The 25,609-nt window shown below is 60.0% G+C and carries 20 protein-coding genes, 1 rRNA gene and 1 pseudogene; 8 read left to right on the plus strand and 14 right to left on the minus strand.

Going from position 1 to position 25,609, the window contains the following annotated elements:
- Positions 1 to 138: 138 nt before the first annotated feature.
- Both ACEN8Q_RS10130 and ACEN8Q_RS10135 read right to left on the minus strand, forming a co-directional pair.
- Positions 139 to 1,675 (minus strand): 16S ribosomal RNA (locus ACEN8Q_RS10130).
- Positions 1,676 to 2,135: 460 nt separating this feature from the next.
- On the minus strand, positions 2,136 to 2,594 hold the full coding sequence (locus ACEN8Q_RS10135) for a winged helix-turn-helix transcriptional regulator (RefSeq protein WP_413705486.1): 459 nt from the start codon (positions 2,592 to 2,594) through the stop codon (positions 2,136 to 2,138).
- Positions 2,595 to 2,730: 136 nt separating this feature from the next.
- Here ACEN8Q_RS10135 and ACEN8Q_RS10140 point away from each other — a divergent pair, with 136 nt between their 5' ends.
- A complete protein-coding gene (locus ACEN8Q_RS10140; RefSeq protein WP_413705097.1) occupies positions 2,731 to 4,014 on the plus strand; it encodes an MFS transporter in 1,284 nt (427 codons plus the stop codon).
- 154 nt (positions 4,015 to 4,168) lie between these two features.
- On the opposite strand, the gene ACEN8Q_RS10145 is transcribed toward ACEN8Q_RS10140, so the two are convergent.
- Complete coding sequence (locus ACEN8Q_RS10145) at positions 4,169 to 5,095, minus strand: LysR family transcriptional regulator (RefSeq protein ID WP_413705098.1); 927 nt, start codon at positions 5,093 to 5,095, stop codon at positions 4,169 to 4,171.
- Positions 5,092 to 6,066 carry a quinone oxidoreductase family protein gene (locus ACEN8Q_RS10150; RefSeq protein ID WP_413705487.1) on the minus strand — a complete coding sequence of 325 codons (975 nt, stop codon included), beginning with the start codon at positions 6,064 to 6,066 and terminating at the stop codon, positions 5,092 to 5,094. The genes ACEN8Q_RS10145 and ACEN8Q_RS10150 overlap by 4 nt, the downstream gene beginning before the upstream one ends.
- A gap of 323 nt (positions 6,067 to 6,389) precedes the next feature.
- Here ACEN8Q_RS10150 and ACEN8Q_RS10155 point away from each other — a divergent pair, with 323 nt between their 5' ends.
- Together ACEN8Q_RS10155 and ACEN8Q_RS10160 are read left to right on the plus strand one after the other, a co-directional pair.
- Positions 6,390 to 7,022 (plus strand): dihydrofolate reductase family protein, encoded by a 633-nt coding sequence (locus ACEN8Q_RS10155; protein WP_413705099.1) that lies wholly within the window; start codon positions 6,390 to 6,392, stop codon positions 7,020 to 7,022.
- A 127-nt stretch (positions 7,023 to 7,149) separates the two neighbouring features.
- Entirely contained in the window at positions 7,150 to 7,956 is an 807-nt protein-coding gene (locus tag ACEN8Q_RS10160; RefSeq protein WP_413705100.1) for a glycosyltransferase family 2 protein, read from the plus strand.
- A 73-nt stretch (positions 7,957 to 8,029) separates the two neighbouring features.
- Here ACEN8Q_RS10160 and ACEN8Q_RS10165 read toward each other — a convergent pair whose 3' ends face one another.
- The 3 genes from ACEN8Q_RS10165 to mqo form a co-directional block, all read right to left on the minus strand.
- Positions 8,030 to 8,674, minus strand: a complete 645-nt coding sequence (locus tag ACEN8Q_RS10165; RefSeq protein WP_413705101.1) for a c-type cytochrome — start codon at positions 8,672 to 8,674, stop codon at positions 8,030 to 8,032.
- Between the two features lie 10 nt (positions 8,675 to 8,684).
- Positions 8,685 to 9,944 (minus strand): molybdopterin-dependent oxidoreductase, encoded by a 1,260-nt coding sequence (locus tag ACEN8Q_RS10170; protein ID WP_413705102.1) that lies wholly within the window; start codon positions 9,942 to 9,944, stop codon positions 8,685 to 8,687.
- Positions 9,945 to 11,293: 1,349 nt separating this feature from the next.
- On the minus strand, positions 11,294 to 12,940 hold the full coding sequence (mqo, locus tag ACEN8Q_RS10175; protein ID WP_413427083.1) for a malate dehydrogenase (quinone): 1,647 nt from the start codon (positions 12,938 to 12,940) through the stop codon (positions 11,294 to 11,296).
- A 459-nt stretch (positions 12,941 to 13,399) separates the two neighbouring features.
- On the opposite strand from mqo, the gene ilvD reads away from it, so the two are divergent.
- On the plus strand, positions 13,400 to 15,082 hold the full coding sequence (gene ilvD / locus ACEN8Q_RS10180; RefSeq protein ID WP_413705103.1) for a dihydroxy-acid dehydratase: 1,683 nt from the start codon (positions 13,400 to 13,402) through the stop codon (positions 15,080 to 15,082).
- Between the two features lie 120 nt (positions 15,083 to 15,202).
- Here ilvD and ACEN8Q_RS10185 read toward each other — a convergent pair whose 3' ends face one another.
- From ACEN8Q_RS10185 to ACEN8Q_RS10195, 3 genes and pseudogenes are all read right to left on the minus strand, one after another.
- On the minus strand, positions 15,203 to 16,066 hold the full coding sequence (locus tag ACEN8Q_RS10185) for a methyl-accepting chemotaxis protein (protein WP_413427146.1): 864 nt from the start codon (positions 16,064 to 16,066) through the stop codon (positions 15,203 to 15,205).
- A pseudogene (locus tag ACEN8Q_RS10190) lies at positions 16,061 to 16,837 on the minus strand (MCP four helix bundle domain-containing protein); the annotation flags it as partial. The pseudogene ACEN8Q_RS10190 and the gene ACEN8Q_RS10185, both read right to left, overlap by 6 nt.
- A 76-nt stretch (positions 16,838 to 16,913) precedes the next feature.
- The gene (locus tag ACEN8Q_RS10195; protein WP_413705104.1) at positions 16,914 to 17,588 is read right to left on the minus strand and encodes a DUF2238 domain-containing protein; all 675 of its coding nucleotides are present in this window, start codon (positions 17,586 to 17,588) and stop codon (positions 16,914 to 16,916) included.
- A 157-nt stretch (positions 17,589 to 17,745) separates the two neighbouring features.
- Between ACEN8Q_RS10195 and ACEN8Q_RS10200 the strand changes: the two genes are divergently transcribed.
- Positions 17,746 to 18,177: a nuclear transport factor 2 family protein gene (locus ACEN8Q_RS10200; protein ID WP_413427089.1), complete on the plus strand. Its 432-nt coding sequence runs from the start codon at positions 17,746 to 17,748 to the stop codon at positions 18,175 to 18,177.
- Positions 18,178 to 18,715: 538 nt separating this feature from the next.
- Here ACEN8Q_RS10200 and ACEN8Q_RS10205 read toward each other — a convergent pair.
- Complete coding sequence (locus tag ACEN8Q_RS10205; protein ID WP_413427091.1) at positions 18,716 to 19,531, minus strand: cupin domain-containing protein; 816 nt, start codon at positions 19,529 to 19,531, stop codon at positions 18,716 to 18,718.
- A 134-nt stretch (positions 19,532 to 19,665) separates the two neighbouring features.
- Between ACEN8Q_RS10205 and ACEN8Q_RS10210 the strand changes: the two genes are divergently transcribed.
- Both ACEN8Q_RS10210 and grxC read left to right on the plus strand, forming a co-directional pair.
- A complete protein-coding gene (locus tag ACEN8Q_RS10210) occupies positions 19,666 to 20,184 on the plus strand; it encodes a carboxymuconolactone decarboxylase family protein (RefSeq protein ID WP_413705105.1) in 519 nt (172 codons plus the stop codon).
- 26 nt (positions 20,185 to 20,210) lie between these two features.
- Positions 20,211 to 20,462, plus strand: coding sequence for a glutaredoxin 3 (gene grxC / locus ACEN8Q_RS10215; protein ID WP_413427095.1), 252 nt, complete (start codon positions 20,211 to 20,213; stop codon positions 20,460 to 20,462).
- Positions 20,463 to 20,467: 5 nt separating this feature from the next.
- Here the strand turns inward: grxC and ACEN8Q_RS10220 are convergent, their stop codons facing one another.
- The gene (locus tag ACEN8Q_RS10220) at positions 20,468 to 21,556 is read right to left on the minus strand and encodes a polyamine ABC transporter substrate-binding protein (RefSeq protein ID WP_413705106.1); all 1,089 of its coding nucleotides are present in this window, start codon (positions 21,554 to 21,556) and stop codon (positions 20,468 to 20,470) included.
- A 54-nt stretch (positions 21,557 to 21,610) separates the two neighbouring features.
- Complete coding sequence (locus ACEN8Q_RS10225) at positions 21,611 to 22,912, minus strand: NAD(P)/FAD-dependent oxidoreductase (RefSeq protein ID WP_413427099.1); 1,302 nt, start codon at positions 22,910 to 22,912, stop codon at positions 21,611 to 21,613.
- Between the two features lie 163 nt (positions 22,913 to 23,075).
- Between ACEN8Q_RS10225 and ACEN8Q_RS10230 the strand changes: the two genes are divergently transcribed.
- The gene (locus ACEN8Q_RS10230) at positions 23,076 to 23,963 is read left to right on the plus strand and encodes a LysR substrate-binding domain-containing protein (RefSeq protein WP_413427101.1); all 888 of its coding nucleotides are present in this window, start codon (positions 23,076 to 23,078) and stop codon (positions 23,961 to 23,963) included.
- A 125-nt stretch (positions 23,964 to 24,088) separates the two neighbouring features.
- Here ACEN8Q_RS10230 and ACEN8Q_RS10235 read toward each other — a convergent pair whose 3' ends face one another.
- Positions 24,089 to 25,597 (minus strand): tripartite tricarboxylate transporter permease, encoded by a 1,509-nt coding sequence (locus ACEN8Q_RS10235; protein WP_413705107.1) that lies wholly within the window; start codon positions 25,595 to 25,597, stop codon positions 24,089 to 24,091.
- Between the last annotated feature and the right edge of the window lie 12 nt (positions 25,598 to 25,609).

Genomic DNA, 25,609 nt, shown 5'->3' on the forward strand with positions numbered 1-25,609 from the left:
GACTAGAAATCAACATTCACACTGGAATATTCATTTCTAAACTCTAACGAAACAGACCGCCTTAAAGGCTCGTCTCTCGTCTTCTTCAATGAATCAAGCAATTCGTGTGGGAACTTATGGAGCAGCTGAGTCGTCGATTAAGGAGGTGATCCAGCCGCAGGTTCCCCTACGGCTACCTTGTTACGACTTCACCCCAGTCATGAATCACACCGTGGTAACCGTCCTCCCGAAGGTTAGACTAGCTACTTCTGGTGCAACCCACTCCCATGGTGTGACGGGCGGTGTGTACAAGGCCCGGGAACGTATTCACCGCGACATTCTGATTCGCGATTACTAGCGATTCCGACTTCACGCAGTCGAGTTGCAGACTGCGATCCGGACTACGATCGGTTTTGTGGGATTAGCTCCACCTCGCGGCTTGGCAACCCTCTGTACCGACCATTGTAGCACGTGTGTAGCCCAGGCCGTAAGGGCCATGATGACTTGACGTCATCCCCACCTTCCTCCGGTTTGTCACCGGCAGTCTCCTTAGAGTGCCCACCATGACGTGCTGGTAACTAAGGACAAGGGTTGCGCTCGTTACGGGACTTAACCCAACATCTCACGACACGAGCTGACGACAGCCATGCAGCACCTGTCTCAATGTTCCCGAAGGCACCAATCCATCTCTGGAAAGTTCATTGGATGTCAAGGCCTGGTAAGGTTCTTCGCGTTGCTTCGAATTAAACCACATGCTCCACCGCTTGTGCGGGCCCCCGTCAATTCATTTGAGTTTTAACCTTGCGGCCGTACTCCCCAGGCGGTCAACTTAATGCGTTAGCTGCGCCACTAAGAGCTCAAGGCTCCCAACGGCTAGTTGACATCGTTTACGGCGTGGACTACCAGGGTATCTAATCCTGTTTGCTCCCCACGCTTTCGCACCTCAGTGTCAGTATCAGTCCAGGTGGTCGCCTTCGCCACTGGTGTTCCTTCCTATATCTACGCATTTCACCGCTACACAGGAAATTCCACCACCCTCTACCATACTCTAGCTTGTCAGTTTTGAATGCAGTTCCCAGGTTGAGCCCGGGGCTTTCACATCCAACTTAACAAACCACCTACGCGCGCTTTACGCCCAGTAATTCCGATTAACGCTTGCACCCTCTGTATTACCGCGGCTGCTGGCACAGAGTTAGCCGGTGCTTATTCTGTCGGTAACGTCAAAACACTAACGTATTAGGTTAATGCCCTTCCTCCCAACTTAAAGTGCTTTACAATCCGAAGACCTTCTTCACACACGCGGCATGGCTGGATCAGGCTTTCGCCCATTGTCCAATATTCCCCACTGCTGCCTCCCGTAGGAGTCTGGACCGTGTCTCAGTTCCAGTGTGACTGATCATCCTCTCAGACCAGTTACGGATCGTCGCCTTGGTGAGCCATTACCTCACCAACTAGCTAATCCGACCTAGGCTCATCTGATAGCGCAAGGCCCGAAGGTCCCCTGCTTTCTCCCGTAGGACGTATGCGGTATTAGCGTCCCTTTCGAGACGTTGTCCCCCACTACCAGGCAGATTCCTAGGCATTACTCACCCGTCCGCCGCTGAATTCGGGAGCAAGCTCCCGTCATCCGCTCGACTTGCATGTGTTAGGCCTGCCGCCAGCGTTCAATCTGAGCCATGATCAAACTCTTCAGTTCAAACATCTTTGGGTTTTGAGAAAACCCTAAACTTGGCTCAGCAATCGTTGGTTACATCTTTGATTTCTCGCGGAGTAACTTGTGATGCTGATAATCTGTTGACTAGCAGTCTGACTCCACAAGCACCCACACGAATTGCTTGATTCAGTTGTTAAAGAGCGGTTGGTTAAGATCTTTCGTCTCAACCGAGGCGCGCATTCTACAGCACCTCTTTCAAAAAGCAACCTTAAAAGTTTCTGTTTTTACTTAATAAAATCAGCTACTTAAGCCAGACCAGCAGCAAACTGCTCGTCAGCGGGAGGCGAATACTACAGCATTAAAATACGCGGTCAACCCCCCACTAAAAATTCTTTTCCTTCCAGCGCACCCACTGCAGTTTTCATCCTGGTTCAAGTTCATATACGGATACCGACGTGAATTCCCCAGGATCGTTCAGGTGTGAAGCAAGTCTGTTGTCGCCTCAAGACCCGCCATCAACGAGTCTCACCCTGTGGCAATCAGAGGGGCCAAGTTTCTGACCGCTTGATGAACGAACATCAAGCGGCATCAGAGGCTGGCCGGACTCGTTATCCAGCAGTACAGAGCGCGCCTCCTCTGGCTTGAACAGGAAACGTTCGCCCCACTGCCTCATACTGACCACAACCGGAAAGATCTCCCGCCCTTTTTCCGTCAGCACGTACTCCTTGTAGGCGCTGCCATCTGACGCCGGTCTAACATCGAATACCCCGACTTCAACCAGGGTTTTCAGTCGCGATGCCAGAATATTCTTGGCTACGCCCAGGCTCTTTTGAAATTCGCTGAAGCGGCGAATGTCGTCAAAGGCGTCGCGGATGATCATCAGCGACCAGCGATCACCGATGGCCTCAAGTGTTCTTGCTACCGGGCATTCGCTGCTTTGCGGTGAAGTGTCTGCGACCATCTTTTTGACCTTCCGGAATTTCGATTTGCCAAGTCTGTCCACCGGCCCGGCACAATGTGGTTGCATTTTGAAACAAGATTCGACAACAATCGAACAGGTTTTGAATTGAAACCAGTTTAGCGCCATGGAGGCGTACATGACAGCAGATGCCGACTCAGCTACCACGCGTTTCTCCAGTCAGCCTTCGGCATTGCCGCCTGCGGACATTGAAAAAAGCGGCAGGGCCGAGCGATCTCCGGGGCTTTCTCCGTCGCTCACGTTGTTGTTTTCTTTCACCTGCGCGCTTGCGGTAACCAACGTTTATTTCGCACAACCATTACTCGACTCCATGGCTCAGAGTCTGGGTGTGGCCTCATCAACGATCGGGGTTGTGGTGACTGCGACTCAGGCTGGATACGCGCTGGGGTTGCTGTTCATCGTCCCGCTCGGCGATCTGGTCAACCGTAAGCGGCTGATCCTGACTCTAGTACTGCTGTCTGCCATTGCGCTGGCGGCAGTCGGCGCATCACAGCAATGGCTGGCACTGCTGGGGGCCATGATCGTGATGGGCTTGCTGGCAGTGGTCGTTCAGGTGCTTGTGGCATACGCCGCGGTGCTGGCAACGCCATCACAACGCGGGCAGGCCGTGGGGACGGTAACCAGTGGCATTGTCCTGGGCATTCTGCTGGCGCGGTTTACCTCTGGCCTGATTGCGGACATCGCTGGCTGGCGCGCCGTTTACTTTGTGTCCTCGGCAATGATGCTGATCCTCGTGGCAGTGTTGTGGAGAGCGGTTCCTGTCACAGCGTCGCCAAGGCATCAAGACGCCTATCCGGTGCTCGTGGGTTCGCTCTTCAAACTCTTCATCAGCGAGCGCACGCTGCGCGTCAGGGGCCTGCTGGCCCTGCTGATCTTTGCCGCTTTCTCCGTGCTATGGACATCCATGGTGCTGCCATTGAGCGCCCCGCCGCTGTCGCTTTCACACACGGCCATCGGCCTGTTTGGCCTGGCTGGCGTCGCCGGCGCGCTTGCTGCCGGAAGAGCCGGTCGCTGGGCCGATCAAGGGCTGGGGCAACGGGTGACCGGTATTTCGCTGGGGCTCCTGACGTTGTCCTGGCTGCCCATCATGTTTGCCGAGACATCCCTGGTCGCGCTGGTCTGCGGCGTAGTGCTGCTCGACTTCGCGGTGCAGGCAGTACACGTCACCAACCAGAGCATCATTTTCGCTGCACGACCCGACGCTCAAAGTCGCATGGTCGGCGCCTACATGTGCTTCTACTCGGTTGGCAGCGCACTGGGCGCCGCAGCCGCGACCCAGGTGTATGCGCTATGGGGCTGGATGGCAGTCAGCCTGCTGGGCGCCTTGATCAGCGCCAGTGCCCTGACTCTGTGGTTTCTCACGCGTCATTGCTCAACGGCCAATAAAGGAAGATCAACATGAGAGTCAGGCACCGCAAACAACCCACCGCCCTCCAGATTGCAAGGCATGTCATCCACTGCTCTGTCCTGATCTGTTCACCCGGGGCCAGGGCCACTGCAACCCTCAACAGCGGTTCAACATGACCCGGCAAACCAGACAGGCTCAATGGCAGCAGTCAAATGGCCCACGGAGGCGAAGGGATAAACTTTGACTCGATCCATTGTTTGAACGCGACAACCACGGCACCGGGAAACTTGGCCGATGGCCTGACCAGATAGACCCCACCTGCGGCATCCAGTTGCCAGTCAGGAAGCACATGCAACAGTTTCCCGGCAGCAATATCACGACTCATCAACCAGTCGCCCGCCCCCAGGATTCCTGCATCGGCGCGGGCCGCGGCAAGTAATGATTCGCTGTCATTGGCAGTCAGGTTTCCTTTAGGAGAAACCCCTTGAAGTTCGTTGCCGCGATGGAGTCTCCACAGGGGAAAAGACGCAAGACCACTGAAGCGAAGGCAATTGTGCTTGATCAGATCCTGTGGGGTTTCGGGCATGCCGTGCTTTTTGATGTAGGCAGGCGAGGCGCACAGAATCCGGCGATGGTCGCTCAGCTTCCTGGCGATCAACCTGTTGTCTTCCAGTTCTCCAATCCGGATTGCAGCGTCAAATCCTTCATCAATGATGTCCACCAGACGCTCGCTATAGTCTGCATGGATCGAGACATGAGGATGAGCCGCAAGAAACTCCGGAAGCATCGGGCCGAGCCAACGCCGTCCCATGGCGGCTGGCAGTGCAATTCGCAAAGTACCGCGAATTTCGCTGGCACCTTCGGCCGCCTGCTGTTGCGCTTCATTCATCAACCCGATGGCTGAGCGAAGACGCTGCTCCAGCCTGACACCGACTTCAGTGATTCGCACCTGCCGGGTCGAGCGCTCCACGAGCCGAACGCCAAGGCGCTTCTCCATTGCCGCGAGCCGCTTTGAAACGACTGTGGGGTGTCGCTGCAATAGCCGGCCGGCACCGACAAATGAGCCTTGCGAGGCCACGGCCAGAAACGCAGCGATTTCGTCACTGTGCTGATTGTTCAGAACATCAGGATTCATGGTTTTAGAATGATCGCCCCCGAAGAACGCCCCGACTCCAGATCGGCATGTGCCAACGCTGCATCAGCCAGCGAGTAGCTGGCCCGGATTCGGGGCTTGATAATTCCCGCGCCTATCGCGGCCAAAACATCCTGTGCACGCTCCTGGTACTCCGCGACACTCGCCGTATGGGCTGCCAACGAGGGGCGTGTCAGGAACAGCGAGCCCTTGGCGTTGAGTGTCGACAGCTCCACGGCTGACGGCGCACCGGATGAAGCGCCGAACGATACCATCAGGCCACGGGGTCGCAAGCTGTCCAGGGATGCCTGGAAAGAAACACGCCCTATCGGGTCATAGACGACGTCGACCTTTTTCCCGCCGGTGATCCGTGCGACATCCGATGCCAGGCTGTCAGCATCAAACACCAGGACTTCATCGCATCCCGACGCTCTGGCCTTTTCGACACTGGCCTGTTTTGAAACCACGCCAATCACAGTGGCACCCAAGTGCCTGGCCCACGGCACCATGATTTCCCCCACCCCTCCAGCCACACCGTAGAGGAGAATGGTTGTGCCCTGCCCTACGGGATAGGTGGTTTTCAAAAGGTACTGCGCAGTGATGCCCTTGAACATGACGGCTGCGGCATCATCGAACGAGAGCGCATCCGGAATCCTGACCAGGCGCTCCGCCGGATAAAGCCGGGCGCAAGCATAGGAACCGACGGGGCCGGTGGCATAGACGACACGATCCCCTACCCGCACATTGCTGACACCGGCACCTACAACAGCGACACGCCCGGCGCCTTCCAGCCCAAGCCCGGACGGCAACGCAATGGGCACCGCGCCCTTGCGCTGGGTGACGTCGAGGAAGTTGACACCAATGGCTTCCTGCTCAAGCCAGACCTCGCCTGGCCCTGGCGATTGTTCGCTCAGTGTCTCCAGGTTCAGTACTTCAGGATTGCCGCACTGGTTAAACCTGATCGCAGATACCATTGTCATTTCCCCTTCAGTCAGAAGCTGCCTTCACATAGATGCCGCCAGTGTGAGAACTGACCTTCCAATGAACAAGACGGGTTGCGTGCAGATCATTAGTGCATAGATTGCAGCAATCACATCACAGATACCACGCGTCATTGCGTGGAACAATGCGGGTCGTAGCGATACTTGATCTTCACTTTATCCGGGCTGAATACAAACCGCGCATCCTGGTGTCGATTTCGCAGCGTCTGGTTCGACTATCTAACAGGGATATGATCTCAAGGGGTCGCAGATATCCCTGCATAGACACTTTCACCCGGATGAATCAGGAGAAGAGCATGCGCACACTGACCGTTGCCGCGTTCATCAGTCTGGACGGTGTCATGCAGGCGCCCGGCGGGCCTGAAGAGGATCGCGCTGGCGGATTCCGGTTCGGTGGCTGGATCGTCCCCTACGCCGACAAAACCACCGGCCAGGCCGTGCAGGACCTGTTCTCACAGCCATTCGATTTGTTGCTGGGGCGTCGCACCTACGACATCTTCGCCTCCTACTGGCCGCGCATTCAGCCCGACTCAACCAACCGAACAATTGCCGACCTGTTCAACGGCGTGCCCAAGCATGTGGCCACGCACCGCGCCGATTCGCTGGACTGGCAGAACAGTCATGCGCTGCCGGGCAACCTGGTCGACGCGATCAGCGCCCTCAAGCGTCAGGACGGTCCCCGGTTGTTGACACAAGGCAGCGGCGATCTGGTTCGCCAGCTGCTTGCCGTCGGCCTGGTGGACGAATTGCGGCTGATGATTCACCCGATCCTACTGGGGCGCGGCAAGCGCCTGTTCGACGACAACGCCCAAGCATCGGCTTTCACCATGCTGAGCTCGATCAGCTCGCCCGGGGGCGTGCTGATCGCCCGTTACATCCGCAGCGGCGAGGTGCGAACAGGTACGTTCGAGGGCGTCAGGCAGCAATAGCCTGCGCCCCTGGCAACGGCTCAAAACCGTGCACCCGCCTCGATACCAACGGCCCGGCTGAAATTAAGCTTGGGCTAAGGTTGCCTGTTTAATCTTCGACGCTTTTGAGTCGTCGAGCATTTCGCAGATGGGTAGTGTCGATACAAACGCCAAACCACCGTTCAGCATCGTTCTGGTTAATTACAAAACCCTTGATTTGACCAGGATCTGCCTGGACCTCTTGCGCGAGCCTGTACAAAAAGCCGGAATTGCCGTCTGGGTGGTGGATAACGATTCGGCGGACGCCAGCGTCGAGTATTTGCGCTCACTCGACTGGATCAACCTGATCGAACGCGATGCGCCCACCAAAGAGCCGGGGCACATCGCCCATGGCAAGGCACTGGATATGGCGCTGGCCAGGATCGATACCGACTACCTGTTCCTGATGCACACCGACACCTTCGTCTTCGATGCCAATGTCTTTGCGATGATGATGGAGCACTGCACAAAGGATCGAAACGTCGCAGCGGTCGGATGCACCGAGCAACTCAATCGCGGACTGCCAAGGACCGCGTGGCGTTTCAGTTCACGCCTTTGCAAACACCATTACCGACGCCTGAAGCAGTCGCTGGGCCTGCGATCAAAAGAACCGAAACCCTACCGGGAAACCCACTTGAAAAGCTTTTGCACGCTATGGAATTGCAGGCTGATGAAGCAACAGGGTCTGCATTTTCAGATCGACGATCGTGTGCCCGGCTATGAACTGCAGGATCGGGTGATCGGGCTTGGCTACAAGGTAGTGTTTCTGTCGCCGGGCAAAATATTCAAGTACCTGGACCACGTTCAGGCCGGCACCGTCGCCGCCGCTGGCGGATATGGCCAGGATCACCGAAGGACCAGAATGTACCAGGACATTCTCAAGCGCTTCAGTGCGGACAACACCTCGGTGTCTTGAACGAACCTCACATACCCGACCACAAAAAAGCCCACTGACCGTCGCCGGTTCAGCGGGCTTTTTTGCATCAGGCTCACTGGCTCATGATGAACGTCGCCAGGCTTTTCAAGTCGTCCGAGCTCAACTGCGCAAAAGGCGGCATGGGCACATCCCCCCACTTTCCGCTGCCGCCGTGCTCAATGCTGGACATGACCCGGGCCAGTGCCTGCGGGTCATTGGCATATTTGGTCGCCACATCGTGATAGGCCGGGCCGACGACCTTGTGGTCGACCGCATGACAGGACAGGCAGGCGTTGTCCTTGAGCAAGGCCGAGGCGACTTTCGCGACCGACACCGTCGGTGGCTGATCCGCCGGCGGGTTCGAGGCCGCCTGAACATCGGCATCGCTCGCCTGGGCACTGCCGTAGGTCACCGCCAGGTAGGCGCCGATGACATTCACCTCCTGGTCGCTGATCGGCGCACCGTACACGTGCTGCATCTTGCCCGCCTCGGCGGTCCACTGCGCCAGGCTCATGCCAGGCGGCTGGAAGTTGATGTAGTCGGCCGAATGGCAGATGGAACACTTCTGCTGGGCCAATGGGTAGCCAGGCAGTGTACTGGGCTTCAAAGCAGCTGTTTCGGGCGGCAGCGTAATCGAAAGTGGTGCTGCGCCAGCCATGCTGGCCAGACCGACCTGAGCCGCACACAGCAAGGCAGTCATGAACTTCATTGGTTTCATGCGGCCCTCCTCAGGCGACGGTGACGTGGCTGGTTTCTACGACGTGGCGGCGGTAGCCACCGGGGTTCCAGTCGGCTTGCAACGGTTGCGTCTCGCCGGCACTGTTGCTGGCCCGCACCATCAACTGGGTGGCACCCTTGCTGGTAAAGGTGATCGGCAGCGTCCACTCGCGGAAGGAAAAACGGCCAAGGTCCTGCCCGAGGGCGGATTCGCGCCAGGTTTTTCCGCCGTCGATCGACACTTCCACCTTGTTCACCCCGACGCCGCCGTCGAACGCGATGCCCTTGAGCACCACGCTTTTGTTCAGCGGCAATACATCGCCGTGCTTGACGCTGGTGATGAAACTGCGTACCGGCAATTTTGAAATCGGCTGGGTTTTCGCCGGCGTAGTGCCGGGAGCAACGCAGAAGCAGTCGTTATCCGGAACCCGATAACCCTTGGCCATGAAGAAACCGTCGTAGGTATGGTCGACGACTTCGATCTCGCTCAGGTGCTTGACCCAATACGTGCCGAAATAGCCAGGCACCACCAAACGAATCGGATAACCGTTGAGAAATGGCAGGTCGGTGCCATTCATCGACCAGGCAATCATCGGCTCGCCGTCCATGGCATGGCTGATGTCCAGCGCCTTGATGAACTCCGGCGTGCTCGGCAGCACCGGTTTATCCAGCCCACGGAAAGTTACTTGCCGGGCCTCGGCCTTGACGCCGGCCTTTTCCAGCACCGCCTTGAGCGGCACCCCCAGCCAACGCGCATTGCCCATGGAGCCATTGCCCAACTGAGCGCCGAACACGCGCGGCATCGAGAAGCCGCGGCTGTTGCCCGAACACTGATTGACGGCCACCACTTCCACCGGCTCGGCGAGGGCCTTGAGCTCGGCGAGGGACAGTGACAGCGGCGTGTCGACCACACCCTTGATCGTCAGGCGGTAGGTGTCGGGGTCGATGCTGGTCGGGAAATTGGCCAGGTGGTAACGCACGAAAAAGGCGTCATTGGGCGTGATCGGTCCTTCGTTAAAGACAGAGAACGGCGTCTCCAGATGCGGCGGCCGAGTGGTCACCAGGGTCAACGGGCGCTTTTGCGGGTATTGCACCAGCGGTCGTGGGCCAGCGGCAAAGGTCACATCCTCGGCGGATTCACTGGCTGCCCCGCTTTCCTCGGCTGCCCTGGCGAGATTGGCCAACGGCGAAGCCGCCACAGCCAGAGTAAATGCATCGCGTAAAACCCGCCGCCGGCTCGGCTGGCTGCTGTCTACAAAACTGAACTTCATTGCACGCTCTCCTTGATTGTTTTATCGAGATGCAACTGACAGTCCCTCGTCAGGATGAAGAGGCATCAGCCTTGATGTGCCAGTGCGGGTTCTCTTTATTGTTCGATGTCGATAAACAAACCAGTATCGTCAGGTGCACATGGGTTGCTTCGCATTAAACGTCAGGGACTTGGCAATTGATGACAGGAGCAGCCGAAAGGAGCGGCATTGAGAGGCACCCTCTCAGTGGCTATTTTTCACATTAGCCTAAAAACTGCCCTCGCCTGCTACCGCCAAGGCAATCGCCTGTTGAATCCCCAGCGCCAGAGAGGATGAACGCCAGCCTGTAGGAGCGAGCTTGCTCGCGATGGACGTCAACGATAACGCAGGCTGCCTGAATGCCCGCGTTGTCCCGGCGTTTTTCGCGAGCAAGCTCGCTCCTACAGGGAGAAGCGTTCAATTGCGATCAGGCCGGCCAGCAGGCCGCCTCGCTTTGGCTTTTGATCTGCTTGCCCCCTCGAGAGGCCGAGCGCAGGTTCTGCGCAGTGGGCAACCCGGCATGGATGCCGGGTTAGCCGCGTACGGCCAGGGATGGCCGATCGTGGCGGGCCCACGGAGCAGGACCGGAGCGAGGCACCGAACGTCAGGGGCAAGAGCCCTTGGTTACTTGGGGCCGGGCGGCGCTCCGCTCTTCCAAGTAATCCGCCGTAAAGGCGGAACCACAAGTAGCCGTGACCGCAGAAACGGATACGCACACAAAAACAACATCGCCACCAAGGTAATCATCTATTGAATCCCCTGCGCCAAATTGCATTCAGGGCCGGAGAGGATGAACGCCAGCCTGTAGGAGCGAGCTTGCTCGCGATGGTCGTCAACGATGACGTGGGCTGTCTGAGTCCCCGCGGTGTCCCGGCGTTTTTCGCGAGCAGGCTCGCTCCTACAGGGAAGCGCGTTCAATCGCGGTCAGGTCGGCTGTCAGGCCGCCTCGCTTTGGCTTTTGATCTGCTTGCCCCCTCGAGAGGCCGAGCGCAGGTTCTGTGCAGTGGGCAACCCGGCATGGATGCCGGGTTAGCCGCGTACGGCCAGGGATGGCCGATCGCGGCGGGCCCACGGAGCAGGACCGGAGCGAGGGAATGCCGAGCCTTGGCGAGGCACCGAACGTCAGGGGCAAGAGCCCTTGGTTACTTGGGGCCGGGCGGCGCTCCGCTCTTCCAAGTAACCCGCCGTAAGGGCGGAACCCTAAGTGGCCGTGACCGCAGAAACGGATATGTACGCAAAAAAAAACCCGCCAACCGTAACCGGTTCAGCGGGCTTTCTTTTATACGGGTCAGCTAACCCAAACACCCCACCTCAACGGCAGGACATCCGAATCACAGAGCCATATCACTCGCAGCATTAGCCTTCGGCGCTTTTACAGCCGTGTCGACCGTCACTGGCTTCACAGCCGGCGCGATCACCGCTGGTGGCGGAGTCAGCTCCAGCACCTTGGCGGTATAAGCCCACTCTTCAGCGACTTTCTCCGGGCTGGCGTTCAGCTGGGTGCCGTAGCTCGGCACGATCTGGTGCAGTTTTGCCTGCCAGTCAGGAGTCGCAACCTTGTCCTTGAACACTTTCTGCAGCACGGTCAGCATGATCGGCGCAGCGGTCGAAGCGCCTGGGGAGGCACCCAGCAGGCCGGCAATACTGCCGTCTTGCGAAGCAACGATCTCGGTGCCCAGTTTCAGCACGCCACCGGCCGCTTCATCACGCTTGATGATCTGCACGCGCTGGCCGGCTTGCCACAGGCGCCAGTCTTCAGCCTTGGCGTTCGGGAAGTATTCTTTCAGGGCGTTCATGCGGTCTTCGTCAGACAGCATCAACTGGCCTGCAAGGTACTCGACCAGCGGGTATTCCTTGATGCCGACCTTGGTCATTGGCCACACGTTGTGCGTGGTCGTGGTGGTCAGCAGGTCCAGGTACGAACCTTCTTTCAGGAACTTGGTGCTGAAGGTCGCGAATGGGCCAAACAGGATCACGCGCTTGCCGTCCAGCACGCGGGTGTCCAGGTGCGGAACCGACATCGGCGGAGCGCCTACCGAAGCCTTGCCGTAGGCCTTGGCCAGGTGTTGCTCGGCGATGGTCGGGTTCTCGGTCACCAGGAACGAGCCGCCTACCGGGAAGCCTGCGTATTCCCTGGCTTCCGGAATGCCGGACTTCTGCAGCAGGTGCAGGGCACCGCCGCCGGCGCCGATGAACACGAATTTCGCGTCGGTTTCGGTCTTGCTGCCGTCTTTCAGGTTCTTGTAGCTGACGCGCCAGCTGCCGTCTTCGTTCCTGGTGATGTCCTGCACTTCGCTGGACAGCTTCAAGTCGAATTTAGGCGTGGTCTGCAGGTGTGCAACGAACTGACGCGTGATTTCGCCGAAGTTCATGTCGGTGCCGATCGGGCTCCAGGTGGCCGCGATTTTCTGGTTCGGGTCACGCCCTTCCATCATCAGCGGTACCCACTGCTTGATCACGGCCGGGTCTTCGGAATACTGCATGCCGGCGAACAGCGGGCTCGCCTGCAGGGCTTCGTAGCGTTTTTTCAGGAACTTGATGTTGTCATCGCCCCACACGAAACTCATGTGCGGAGTGGAGTTGATGAACGAACGCGGGTTCTTCAGCACGCCTTGCTGAACCTGCCAGGCCCAGAACTGACGGGAGATCTGGAACGCTTCGTTGATTTCAACGGCCTTCTGGATCGAGACCTTGCCGTTCTCGTCTTCCGGGGTGTAGTTCAGCTCGGCCAGGGCGGAGTGACCGGTACCGGCGTTGTTCCAGCCGTTGGAGCTTTCCTGGGCGACGCCGTCGAGGCGCTCGACCATTTCCATCGACATGCCGGGTTCCAGCTCATTGAGCCACACACCCAGGGTCGCGCTCATGATGCCGCCGCCAATCAGCAGTACATCGACTTTCTTTGCCTCTTCTGCGTGGACGGAAGTCATCCCCATCGACAACGCCAGCCCCAGCAGGGCCGTGTTCACTTTCTTAAACATCTGTAGCACCTATGATAAAACGCCATCCGCCCTTCCATCCTCACGCGCACAGCCCCATGTTTCACGGCAGTCACGGGTGCGGCACTCAAGGATTGCAGGGTGGGCACACAAGGCCGACGAACCGCGTCGACCCCCGTTTAATGTCCCTTCTGAACTGACTTTTTATCTTTATTGGCTTCAGCTACTTGAGCGACAGTGATTCTGCCGGCACGTCTCGAGGACACGCCGACTGAACAGGTCAAACCAAGTGGGCGCGAAGAATATCACGACAAGGCTTACCCGCGCGTCTGTTCCCGACTCTGTAGGAGCTGGCTTGCCAGCGATGGCGGCCTTGAGTGTTGTATCGCATCAGAGGCCGCCATCACCGGCAAGCCGGCTCCTACAGGTTCCGGTGCACGAGGTTACGGCGGATCGGCGACTATACTCAGTGGTCTTCAGATGAGCAGGTGAGGACAAGTCATGAGCGACAAAGACGATCTGCGCAAGTACTCCTCTCAAGTGATCGACGGCGTGGAAGCCGCCCCCGCACGCGCCATGTTGCGGGCCGTGGGCTTTACCGATGCAGACTTCAGCAAGCCGCAGGTCGGCATCGCCTCGACCTGGGCCATGGTCACCCCCTGCAACATGCACATCGACAAGCTGGCGCTCGAAGCGGAAAAAGGCGCGAATGCCGCAGGTGCCAAGGGCTTGATCTTCAACACCATTACCATTTCCGACGGCATCGCCAACGGCACCGAAGGCATGAAGTATTCGCTGGTGTCCCGCGAGGTGATCGCCGACTCCATTGAAGTGGTCACCGGTTGCGAGGGTTTCGACGGCCTGGTGACCATCGGCGGTTGCGACAAGAACATGCCGGGGTGCCTGATCGGCATGGCGCGGCTGAATCGCCCGTCGATCTTTGTCTATGGCGGCACCATCCAGCCGGGGGCCGGTCATACCGACATCATTTCCGTGTTCGAGGCCGTGGGCCAGCACGCGCGGGGCGACATCAACGAGATTCAGGTCAAGCAGATCGAGGAAGTGGCGATTCCCGGTCCCGGTTCCTGTGGCGGCATGTACACCGCCAACACCATGGCCTCGGCCATTGAGGCATTGGGCATGAGCCTGCCCGGCTCCAGCTCCCAGGACGCCATCGGCGCCGACAAGGCATCGGACAGCTACCGGGCCGGCCAGCAGGTCATGGAGTTGCTCAAGCTCGACCTCAAACCCCGCGACATCATGACCCGCAAAGCCTTCGAGAATGCCATCCGCGTGGTGATCGCCCTCGCCGGCTCGACCAACGCCGTGCTGCATTTGCTGGCCATGGCCAATGCGGTGGATGTCGAACTGACCCTGGATGACTTCGTCGAGCTGGGCAAGATTTCCCCGGTGGTCGCCGACCTGCGCCCCAGTGGCAAATACATGATGAGCGAGCTGGTGGCCATCGGCGGTATTCAACCGCTGATGAAGCGCATGCTCGATGCCGGCATGCTGCACGGCGATGTGCTGACCGTCACCGGCCAGACCCTGGCGGAAAACCTGGCAAACGTGCCCGATTACCCGGCCGGCCAGGACGTGATCCGGCCTTTCGACCAGCCGATCAAAAAGGATTCCCACCTGGTCATTCTGCGCGGCAACCTCTCGCCCAACGGCGCCGTGGCCAAGATCACCGGCAAGGAAGGCCTGCGTTTTGAAGGCACGGCCCGGGTCTATCACGGTGAGGAAGGTGCGCTGGCCGGCATCCTCAATGGCGAGGTACAGCCCGGCGAAGTGATCGTGATCCGCTACGAAGGCCCCAAGGGTGGGCCGGGCATGCGCGAAATGCTCTCGCCGACCTCGGCGGTCATGGGCAAGGGCCTGGGCAAGGATGTGGCGCTGATCACCGACGGGCGTTTTTCCGGCGGCTCCCACGGTTTCGTGGTCGGCCACATCACGCCGGAAGCCTTCGAAGGCGGACCGATTGCGCTGGTCGAAAATGGCGACAGGATCATCATCGATGCGCAAACCCGGCAGATTACCGTGGACGTCTCCGAGGCTGTGCTGGCCGAGCGCAAGTCGCGTTGGGTGCCGCCGCCCGCCAAGTACACACGGGGGGTGCTGGCCAAGTATGCGAAGACGGTGTCCAGTGCTTCGGAGGGGGCTGTGACGGACAAATACCTGTAGCCCGTAGTTTTGCGTTGTATGGTCTGCCGCCTTCGCGAGCAAGCCCGCTCCCACATTAGGCCGCGATCAAATGTGGGAGCGGGCTTGCTCGCGAAGGCGTCTTGTCAGGCAACCTCTACCTCAAAGCCTGAACCGATCCACCGACTGCGCCAACTGCCCCGCCAGGCTCGACAACTCATCGGTGGTCGAAGCCGTCTGCCCGATCACCTTGCTGTTGCCTTGCGACATGCCGGCAATCATCTCCACCTGATGGGCGATCTCGTTGCTGGCCAGGCTTTGCTCGCCGATGGTGCGGCTGATGTCATTGACCAGTTGCGTGGTGTTGAGCGTGGCATCGAGGATTTCACGAATGGCGCGCTCGACATCGGCCGTCACCGCCATGCCTTTGTCGACCTGGGCCACGCCCTCCTCCATGCTGATCACCGCCTCGCGGGTGCTTTGCTGGATGCGTGCGACCATGCTGGCGATTTCCTGGGTGGAAGCGCTGGTGCGCCCCGCCAGGCTGCGGACCTCATCGGCCACCACGGCAAAACCACGGCCCTGCTCGCCGGCACGGGCGGCTTCGATGGCGGCGTTCAGGGCCAGCAGGTTGGTCTGGTCAGCGATGCCCTTGATCACCTGAATGATGTTAAAGATCCCCTCGGACTCTTTGTCCAGCGTGCGGATCACCTGCGCCGAGTGCTGCGCCGAACGCGCGATGCCGTCCATGTCGCTGACCACTTGGTGGATCACCCGGCCACCGTCCTTGGCCAGCGCCTCGGCCTGATTGGCCATGTTCAGCGCCCGCTCGGCATGCCGGGTGATTTCCTCGATGCTCGCCGTCATTTCGCTGGCGGCCGCGGCCATGGTGCTGGCCGCCGCGCTTTGCTGCTGGCTGCTGCCGGCCACCTCATGGCAACCGTTGCTCAGTTGCGCGCTCATGCCACTGACACCGTGGGCGTTGCTGCGCACCACCTCGATCATGCCGCGCAAATCCCGCTGCATGGTTGCCAGGCTACGAATCAATGCGCTGGCTTCGTCCTTGCGGGTGGGCTCGACAATCGGCTCGCCGAGGTTGCCATGGGCGATGCTCTGGGCAATGCGACTGGCGGTTTGCAGCGGGCCCATGATGCTCAGGATCGCCGAACGCCCCAGGGCCAACAGCAGCAACAAACCGGCGATCAGCATGCCGCCGAGGGTCAGGTTGGCGTTGCTGATGACTTGCGCCGTACCCTGGCTGGTCTGTTGCGAATTGCTTTCGATCAACTCGCTGAGAGCCTCCATCTGGTCTTCCAGCTGGCTGAAGGCGTTGTTGAAGGTGCCCAGCTGCTGTTGTGCCGCTTCCGGGTTTTCCAGCGCCAGCCCGGCGATGCGCTCGGCGGCACTGATGTAGGTGTCGAGGCTCGGCTTGATCTTGTTCAGGCCGGCCTTAATGGTGTCGTGGACCGGCAGCTTGAGGTTTTCCCCGAGCACTTCGCGAAAGCGTTGGGCGTGCTCTTCGATGGAACTGCGCACCTCGGCCTTGCTGCTGGTGCTTTTGTTCAAGCCCACCAACATGGCCGACAACACGTCGGCGCGCAACGCGTCGTGCATCATGTCGCCTTCCAGGTGATTGCGCAGCGCGGCCATGCTGACGTTGTTGTCGTCCACGGCCTCGGCCATCCGGGTGTTTCCCAGATAACTGACCAGGCTCATGATCAACGCAGTGAGCAATCCGGTGCCGATCAACAATATTAAACGCAGTTTTATGGACACTCTGTGGTTCCTCTCTGGCACGTTTGGCGACGGGGTTTGCCCCGCGCGGGTGGCACGCTTCAAGAGGGTATCGACGGGTTCGAGCAGTAGTTGAAGCCTATTCCCACAGATTGCTTTTTTTACGACACGCGGTCGTCAGCGGCTGTTTTTGCGCCATGCCGCGCAGGGACACCAGAAACAGGCTGACCAATGCACCGGCGAGCGCGATGGCCATGTCCTTTTGCGAGTCCCAGGGGTCGTTTTGTGCGCCGACGAAGGCGTTCGCCGTGTCATTGCCCAGAAAGGCACCGCCGATCCACTCCACCAGTTCATACATGGAGGAGGTCGACAGCATGATGTTCAGGGTCACGAAAAACAGCCAGAACCCGCGTAGCGGGGTCAGGCGCAACAACACTTCGCGCACCGGATAAGCCAGCAGCAGTCCGTAGCTCAGATGCACCAGTCGGTCGTAGTGATTGCGGTGAACGCCTGACGCCTGCTCGAAACTGAAACCCAACCACGCCGAAGACCAGCGTTCGTAAGGCACCAGGGAATAGGTGTAGTGGGCACCCAACTCATGCACGCACAGAAACGCAAACACCAGCGTGATGGATGTCGCCGACAAACGGAACCGCCGCGAAACCGCCACCAGCGTGCCCACCAGCAACAGCACCAGCAGGTTTTCCAGCGCCCAGTCCACCCGGCTGCGGGGAGCAAAACCCGACACCACGACGATCACCAGAAACACCATGAGCAACGTCAGGTCGTGCCGTAAACGCGGGTCAGGCTGCATGGTGCAATACCTCGAAGTCAGGGCATCGCCCTTTTAACTTCGAGGCATGGCCGCAGGGCAAGTTCGCTTTTTCCCTCCATCGCATGATAGGTTGTACGATGACTGACGAATACTCGAGCAGTCATAGCGCCATCCCTACAACAACAAGGAAACACCCATGAAAAAAACAACAGTGCTGATTGGTTTTCTGTGCCTGTTCAGCGGCTACGTCGCCGCCACCCCGGCTGCCGCGGACAAAGACGTCGCCCAGGCTGTCGACCACCTGACCCAGGCCATGCTGCACAAAGACATCCCGGAGCTGAACGCCTTGACCGCCGAGAACCTGACCTACGGGCACTCCAGCGGCAAGATCCAGGACAAGCAGGCATTCATCGCCGACATCGAAACCGGCAAGAGCGCCTTCAAGACCCTGGAGATGCAAAACCAGACCATCACCGTCTCGGGCGATGTCGCGCTGGTCCGCCACCACTTCTCGGCGCAAGCGCTCAAAGGTACCGAAGTGGTGCCAACCGAAATCGAGAACCTGCAGATCTGGCAAAAGCAGAACGGCAAATGGCTGTTGGTGGGACGGCAAGCGTACAAGTTCTGATGCACGCGTAAGGCAACCACAAAACCTGTGGGAGCGGGCTTGCTCGCGAAGGCGGAGTGTCAGCCAACCTCCCTGCTGGATGTGCCGGCCTCTTCGCGAGCAAGCCCGCTCCCACAGGTACTTTGGCCGGCCGCTGGATTGGCATGCACTGGAGATCAAACTGTGGGAGCGGGCTTGCTCGCGAAGGCGCAGTGTCAGCCAACCTCCCTGCTGGATGTGCCGGCCTCTTCGCGGGCAAGCCCGCTCCCACAGGTACTTTGGCCGGCCGCAGGATTGGCATGCACTGGAGATCAAACGGTGGGAGCGGGCTTGCTCGCGAAGGCGGAGTGTCAGCCAACCTCCCTGCTGGATGTGCCGGCCTCTTCGCGAGCAAGCCCGCTCCCACAGGTACTTTGGCCGGCCGCTGGATTGGCATTCACTGGAGATCAAACTGTGGGAGCGGGCTTGCTCGCGAAGACGGAGTGTCAGTCAACCTCCCTGCTGGATGCGCCGGCCTCTTCGCGGGCAAGCCCGCTCCCACAAAGGGAATAGGCGGTGGTCAGCTGCCCTTCCATTCCCGCGGGCTCAATCCCGTCTTGCGCCGAAACGCCCGGGCCAGTGCCGAGGGGCTCTCGTAACCAACCTCCTCGGCAATCAGCGCAATCGGCCGGCCCTCGCGCAAGCGTTTCTGCGCCAGGCTGATGCGCCAGCTCACCAGGTAATCCACTGGCGTCTGCCCGACCACCCGGCGAAAGTGTTCGGCGAAACTGGCCCGCGACATGTTGGCGGCGACCGAGAGTTCGGCCACGCTCCAGGCCTTGGCCGGGGTTTGATGCATCAGGCTCAGAGGGCGCGCCAGGCGCGCATCGGCGAGGCCGGCCATCATGCCCGGTTGCTGGCCACCGGTACTCAGAATGTGCCGCAGCAACAGAATCACCAGCAGTTCAAACAACCGGTCCATTACCGCCTCACGCCCGCATGTACCGTCAAACGCCTCGTTGAACAGCCATTCCAGGGTCCCGGCCATCGCCGGGATTTCATCGAGCTTAAGCACCAGGTAATCAGGCAGTGCCGCCGCCAGGGCATTGCCCGCACCGCCGTCGAAATCCAGGGTCGCGCAGACCAGTTGCGTGCCGGACGCTTCTGAAGCGAGCAGGCGATGCCGATAGGGCCGAGGAAAAAAGATCAGGGTCGGTTCGGTCAGTTGCAGATCCGGCTGATCACCCAACCTGAGCAGCAACTCACCCGCCTGAAGCAGGTGCAAATGACCGCCGGCCTGTTGGCCGTCGAAGGCGGCGGTACCGCAAAACGTACCGCTATGGAACGTGCCGGCATTGACGCCAAAGTGTGTGAGCAACGTGGACAAGCGATCCATGACAAGGCTCCCGAGGGCAGTTCTGGACGATCTGTCGCATATCCTCGACGATTTGCACCCAACAAGCCAGACACTCTCCCTAACATCAGCTCCGTACCCAGCGCATTCCGCGCTTCACACCACGGAGTATCACCATGAGCCGCATTGCCCCGATCAGCCTGGAACACGCCACCGACGCCACCCGCCCGCTGCTGGAAGGCGTGCAGAAGAAAATCGGCTTTTTGCCCAACGTCTTCAAGGTACTGGCCCACGCCCCGGCGGTGTTGGCCTCGTACCTGCAAAACTCCGCCGCACTGGGCAAGACGTCCTTGAGTGCCACGGAAAAAGAAGCGGTGTTCCTCGCCACTTCCCAGGTCAACGGCTGCGACTACTGCCTGGCGGCTCACACGCTGTTCGCCGGCAAGGCCGGGTTGTCAGGCCAGGACATCCTCAGCGCGCGTCAGGGGGAACTCAATGCCTATGCCAGCCTCGCCCGCCAGGTCACCGAAAGCCGTGGCCACCTGACGGTCGAGCAGATCGCCGCAGCCCGTGCTGCCGGTATCGGCGACGGCAAGATCATTGAAGTGATCGCCCACGTGGCTGCGCAGACGCTGACCAACTACCTGAACAACGTTGTGCTGACCGACATCGACTTCCCGGCTATCGACGCCTGAATGACTTGAGCGACGGAGAATCCACCATGAATACCGTGACCTTGTACACCACCGACACCTGCCCTTATTGCCGCAACGCCAAGGCGTTGCTCGCCAGCAAAGGCGCGGTAATGGAAGAAATCAACATCCAGAGCGAGCCCGGAAAGTTCGAAGAAATGCTCAGCCGCAGCAACCGCCGCAGCGTGCCGCAGATTTTCATCGGCGACACGCACATCGGCGGTTTCGACGACCTGGCCAGACTGGATCGTCAGGGTGGGTTGATGTCGATGCTGGCCTGACCAGGTCAGGTATTGGTTTTCAGCTTGGTCCACAAACGCGTGCTCAGACGTGCGATGGCCGCGGGCAAGTCTTCGACGGTGAACAGCTTGTCCATCACGGTTTTCGGCGGGTAAATCGCCAGGTCCTGCTTCACCGCCGGGTCGACATAGGCATCCGCCGCGCTGTTGGGGTTGGCGTAGTGGATGCTGTTGCTGATGTTGGCGATCACCTTCGGCTGCAGCAGGTAGTTCATGTAGGCGTAGCCGTTGTGCTCATGGGGCGCGCTCTTGGGCATGACCACCATGTCGAGCCACAGCGTGGAACCTTCGTCCGGGATCGAGTAGGCAATATCGATCCCGTTTTTGGCTTCCCTGGCGCTGGCGGCGGCCTGCACGATGTCGCCGTTGAAACCGATCACCGCGCAGACATTGCCGTTGGCCAGGTCGCTGATGTACTTGGACGCATGGAAATACTGCACGTACGGGCGGATCTTCAGCAGGGCCTGCTCGGCTTTCTTGTAATCGGCGGGCTCATGGCTGTGGGGTGGCAAGCCCAGGTAATTGAGGGTAATCGGCAGGATCTGCGTCGGGTTGTCGATGATCGCCACACCGCACTCGCTGAGTTTCCTGATGTTGTTCTCGTCGAAGAACAGGCTCCAGGAATGGGTGACATCGGTGTTGCCGAAGATCGCCTTGATCTTCTCGACGTTATAACCGATGCCCGCCGTGCCCCACATGTAAGGGAAGCCGTACTGGTTACCCGGGTCGTTGACCTCGAGTTTCTTCATCAACGCCGGGTCAAGGTTCTTCCAGTCGGGCAACTGACTCTTGTCGAGCTTCTGGATGGCCCCGGCCTTGATCAGGCGCGACAGGAAGTGGTTCGACGGGCTGACCACGTCATAACCGGTGTTGCCGGTCATCAACTTCGACTCCAGCACTTCGTTGCTGTCGTGGATGTCGTAGGTCGCCTTGATCCCGGTTGCCTTGGTGAAGCTGGGCAAGGTGTCGTCGGCGATGTAGCCGTTCCAGTTGGAAATGTTGACGGTTTCGTCTGCATAGGTCGAGGCGGAAAAGGTCGAGATCAGGGCCACAAGGGAAAGCGTATTGACGCGCATGTTGAATCACCTTCGATGGGAAGTGCTTTTGTTCTTGTCGTTAAACGGGTGTGTTCATATTTCGCTTCTGGCCCGGACCGCTTCCACGCGCATACGCAGCATGGCACCGATATCGAGCAACGGCTTGGGCGGCAGCCAGCCGGGCTGCGCCCGTTGGATGACCGAGTGCAGCAGCGGCGATTCGCGACCCGAGGCCCACTCCGCCAGCAAGCGGCCCCACAGCGTGCCCCGGGCCACGCCGGAGCCATTGCACCCGGCCACGGCAAAAACGCCCTCCTCGACCTTGGCGAAATACGCTTGCCCGGAGCGCGAAGCGCTGAGATGGCCGGTCCAGGTGTATTCGATGTCCTGCTCACCGAGCATCGGGAACCGCCGCTGCAACCCCAGCACATGGTGCTGGCGGCGGCTCGACAATTCGCCCAGGGACAGATCCCGGGCGCGGTATTCCGCAGTGTTGCGGATCATCACCCGGCGATCCGGCGTCAGGCGCACCGTGGCGCCCAACGGGCGGGTCGACAGCACGCCCCAGGACGCGGGCGCACCCATGGCCTGAAACTCTTGATCGCTGAGCGGTCGCGTGAGGCTGGCGCTGAGCTCCATGGCAAATGTGCCGCTGTCTTCGATACCCGCCCGAGGCACAAAGGCGTTCAGACAGACCAGTACTTGCCTTGCCTCGACGCAGCCGTTTTGGCTACGGGCGCGAATTCGGCCATCGCCCAGGCGCTCAAGGCCGGTGATGTCGGTGTTTTCACAGACCGTCACTGTCTGCGGCAAGGCCTCGAGCAAGCCCCTGACGTACTTCGCCGGTTGCAGCAGCGCATTGCCGTTACCGCACCAGATCGCGGCGCGGTAGTGCCGGCTGCCGAGTTTCTCGATCAATGCCTGGCCCTGCAGAAAATGCGCGCTGGCGCCAACGGCACGCAGGGTCTGCAGCTTGGCCTCGACGTGGGTCAGCTTGCGTGGATCGCTGACGGCGAAGAAATAACCCGATTCCCTGAAGTCGCACTCGATACCGTGGCGGGTAATCTGCTTGCGGACTTCGTCGGCGGCTGCGCGGCCGATGGCCGTATCCACTTGATACCCGGCGAATCCGGCACTACCCACCAGTTCGCCAGCAGCGGGATGCTCATGGGCCACCACAAAACCGGAGTTGCGCGCCGATGCCCCTTGCGCAGCCCGCTGGCGATCAACCACCACAATGCGGGCCTTGGGGTGCATTTGCGCCAGAGCGTGCGCCGCACTGAGGCCGGTAATGCCGCCACCGATCACCAGCCAGTCGGCTTGTTGCGTGCCTTTGAGCGGATCGCGCAACGGAGAACTCCCCGCTTGTGCAATCCAGCCACAGATATTTTCCATGCGTCACCTCAGGTTCTTGTTCTGCCGGCCGTCTCGATCCAAAACAACACTGCATGCAGGATTCGCATAAGTGGTTTTCGAGTACGGTGGCAATGACTAGAATCTAAAGGGTCAAAACACGGACAACCAACGTTATTAAATCATCGAGGCATTCTGAAAACGCATGGATAAAATTCGCCACGTGCCCTCGTTGCAGGGCTTGCAGGCCTTGGTCGAGGTCGCCGGGTCAGGCAGCTTCACCCAGGCGGCGCAAAAGCTCTGCCTGACCCAAAGCGCCGTGAGCCGACAGATCCAGCAGTTGGAGAGCCACTTCGGCGTACCGCTGTTTGTCAGGAGCAGCCGCAGCATTCAACTGACCGCGGAGGGTGAACAGGTACTGGCCAGCGCCCGCAGCATCCTTGAACAGCTACGGACCCTCGAAGAGCGGCTCGCGCCGCAGGAACGCCCGTTCCGCATCCGCATGCACGTGTCACTGGCGGTGCGCTGGCTGCTGCCCAGACTGAGCGATTTCTACCGGCATCACCCGGACGTATCCCTGGCAATCGAAACCGTGGCCACCGAAGTGGTTGAGCCGGCCAGTGACAGTGACGCCTATATTCTCTATCTGCCAGAGCCATCCACAGCGCCCGATTGCCTGACCCTGTTCGAGGAAGCCCTGGTGCCGGTGTGCGCGCCGGGCCTGGGCAACGCCGGTCGGCCGATGTCATCGCTGGAAGATTTATCGGGGTTCGCCCTGTTGCACCGCTCTTCCGACCAGCATGACTGGCAGGCCTGGCTGTTGGCCAACGGCGGCCTGTCGCTACAGGACTATCGGCATATCCCCTTCAACCTCGACGAACTGGCACTCGATGCCGCTGCGCGTGGCCTGGGGGTGGCGATGACCGACATGACCCTGGCAGGCGAATCGATTCAACGCGGCGAACTGGTGATTCCGTTCGGCGAACCGTTGAAGACCCGGGGGATCTATTCGCTGTGCCTGCAACCCTCGGCCGCCGCGCATCCGGCCTGCGGGGCGGTGATGCAGTGGTTCACCGCGCAAGCCACCACATGACCCTGTGGGAGCGGGCTTGCTCGCGAAGGCGTCGGGTCAGTTGACACTTATTTCACTGACACACCGCTTTCGCGAGCAAGCCCGCTCCCACAGGTATGCACTCGACTGACAGGCATTCATCGCCCTCAATCATCCTCATGCAACTTGATGCCGCGTTTATGCAACACATAGGGCACCACCAGCACCAACAGCGTCAGGGCGAGGAAGAACGCCGAGATCGGTTGCGTGACGAACACCATCCAGTCGCCCTGGCTGATGGACAAGGCGTTACGCAGTTGCTTCTCGGCCATCGGCCCCAGCAGCATGCCGACGATCACCGGGGCGACGGGGAAGTCGAACCGCCGCATCAGCACCCCGCCCCAGCCAATCGCCAACATCAGGATCAGGTCGAAGGATGAGTGGCGCATGCCATACACGCCGATGGTGGCGAACACGAGGATGCCGGCATTCAGGTACGGCCGGGGGATTTGCAGCAGTCTGACCCACAGTCCCACCAGCGGCAGGTTCAACACCAGCAGGATCACGTTGCCGATGTACAGCGAGGCCACCAGCGTCCAGACCAGGTCGGCGGAGGTTTCGAACAGCATCGGCCCCGGTTGCAGGTTGTAGTTCTGGAACGCGGCCAGCAGGATCGCAGCGGTAGCGGACGTCGGGATGCCCAGGGTCAGCAACGGCACCAGGGATCCGGTCGCGCTGGCGTTGTTGGCCGCTTCGGGGCCGGCGACACCTTCGATGGCGCCCTCGCCCTTGTTGGCGGAAAACTCCTTGGGGTAGCGGCTGAGCTTGCGCTCGGTGGAGTAGGACAAAAAGGTTGGAATCTCGGCGCCACCGGCCGGAATCGAACCAAACGGGAAACCGATCAGCGTGCCCCGAAGCCATGCGGGCACCGAGCGTTTCCAGTCCGCGCGGGTCATCCACAACGAAGTCAGGCGGTGCCGTCCTTCGTTTGATTCCCCTTGATAGAGCAGGCTGTACAAGGCCTCGCCAACCGCGAACAACCCGACCGCCACCAGCACCACCTCGATCCCGTCCACCAGTTCGGGCACGCCGAGGGTGTAGCGGGCAATGCCCGAGGTCGAGTCCAGGCCGATCAGCCCGATGGTCAGCCCGACGCCGAGCGAAGCAAACCCTCGGAGCATGGAAGCGCCAAGCACCGCCGACACGGTGGTGAACGACAGCACCAGGATCGCGAAATATTCGGTCGGGCCGAAATTCAGTGCCAGCCTGGCGACGATGGGTGCAAACAGCGTCAGCAAAATCGTCGCGATGGTCCCAGCGACGAATGAACCTATCGCCGCCGTTGCCAACGCAGGTCCCGCCCGACCGTTGCGCGCCATCAGGTTGCCTTCCAGGGCCGTGACCATCGAAGACGATTCACCGGGGGTGTTGAGCAGGATCGAGGTGGTGGAGCCACCGAACTGTGCGCCGTAATAAATCCCGGCGAACATGATCAGCGCACCGGTCGGGTCGACCTTGGCGGTGATCGGCAACAGCAGTGCCACCGTCAGCGCCGGACCGATCCCCGGCAACACGCCGATGGCGGTGCCGAGCAGGCAGCCGATGAACCCCCACATCAGGTTGATCGGCGTCAGCGCCGCTGAAAACCCCATCATCAGGCTTGAAAGAATGTCCACGGTGTCGATCTC

This window comes from Pseudomonas sp. Pseusp16 (assembly GCF_047324915.1).
In the GTDB taxonomy this organism is placed as follows: Bacteria; Pseudomonadota; Gammaproteobacteria; order Pseudomonadales; family Pseudomonadaceae; genus Aquipseudomonas; species Aquipseudomonas fluorescens_CD.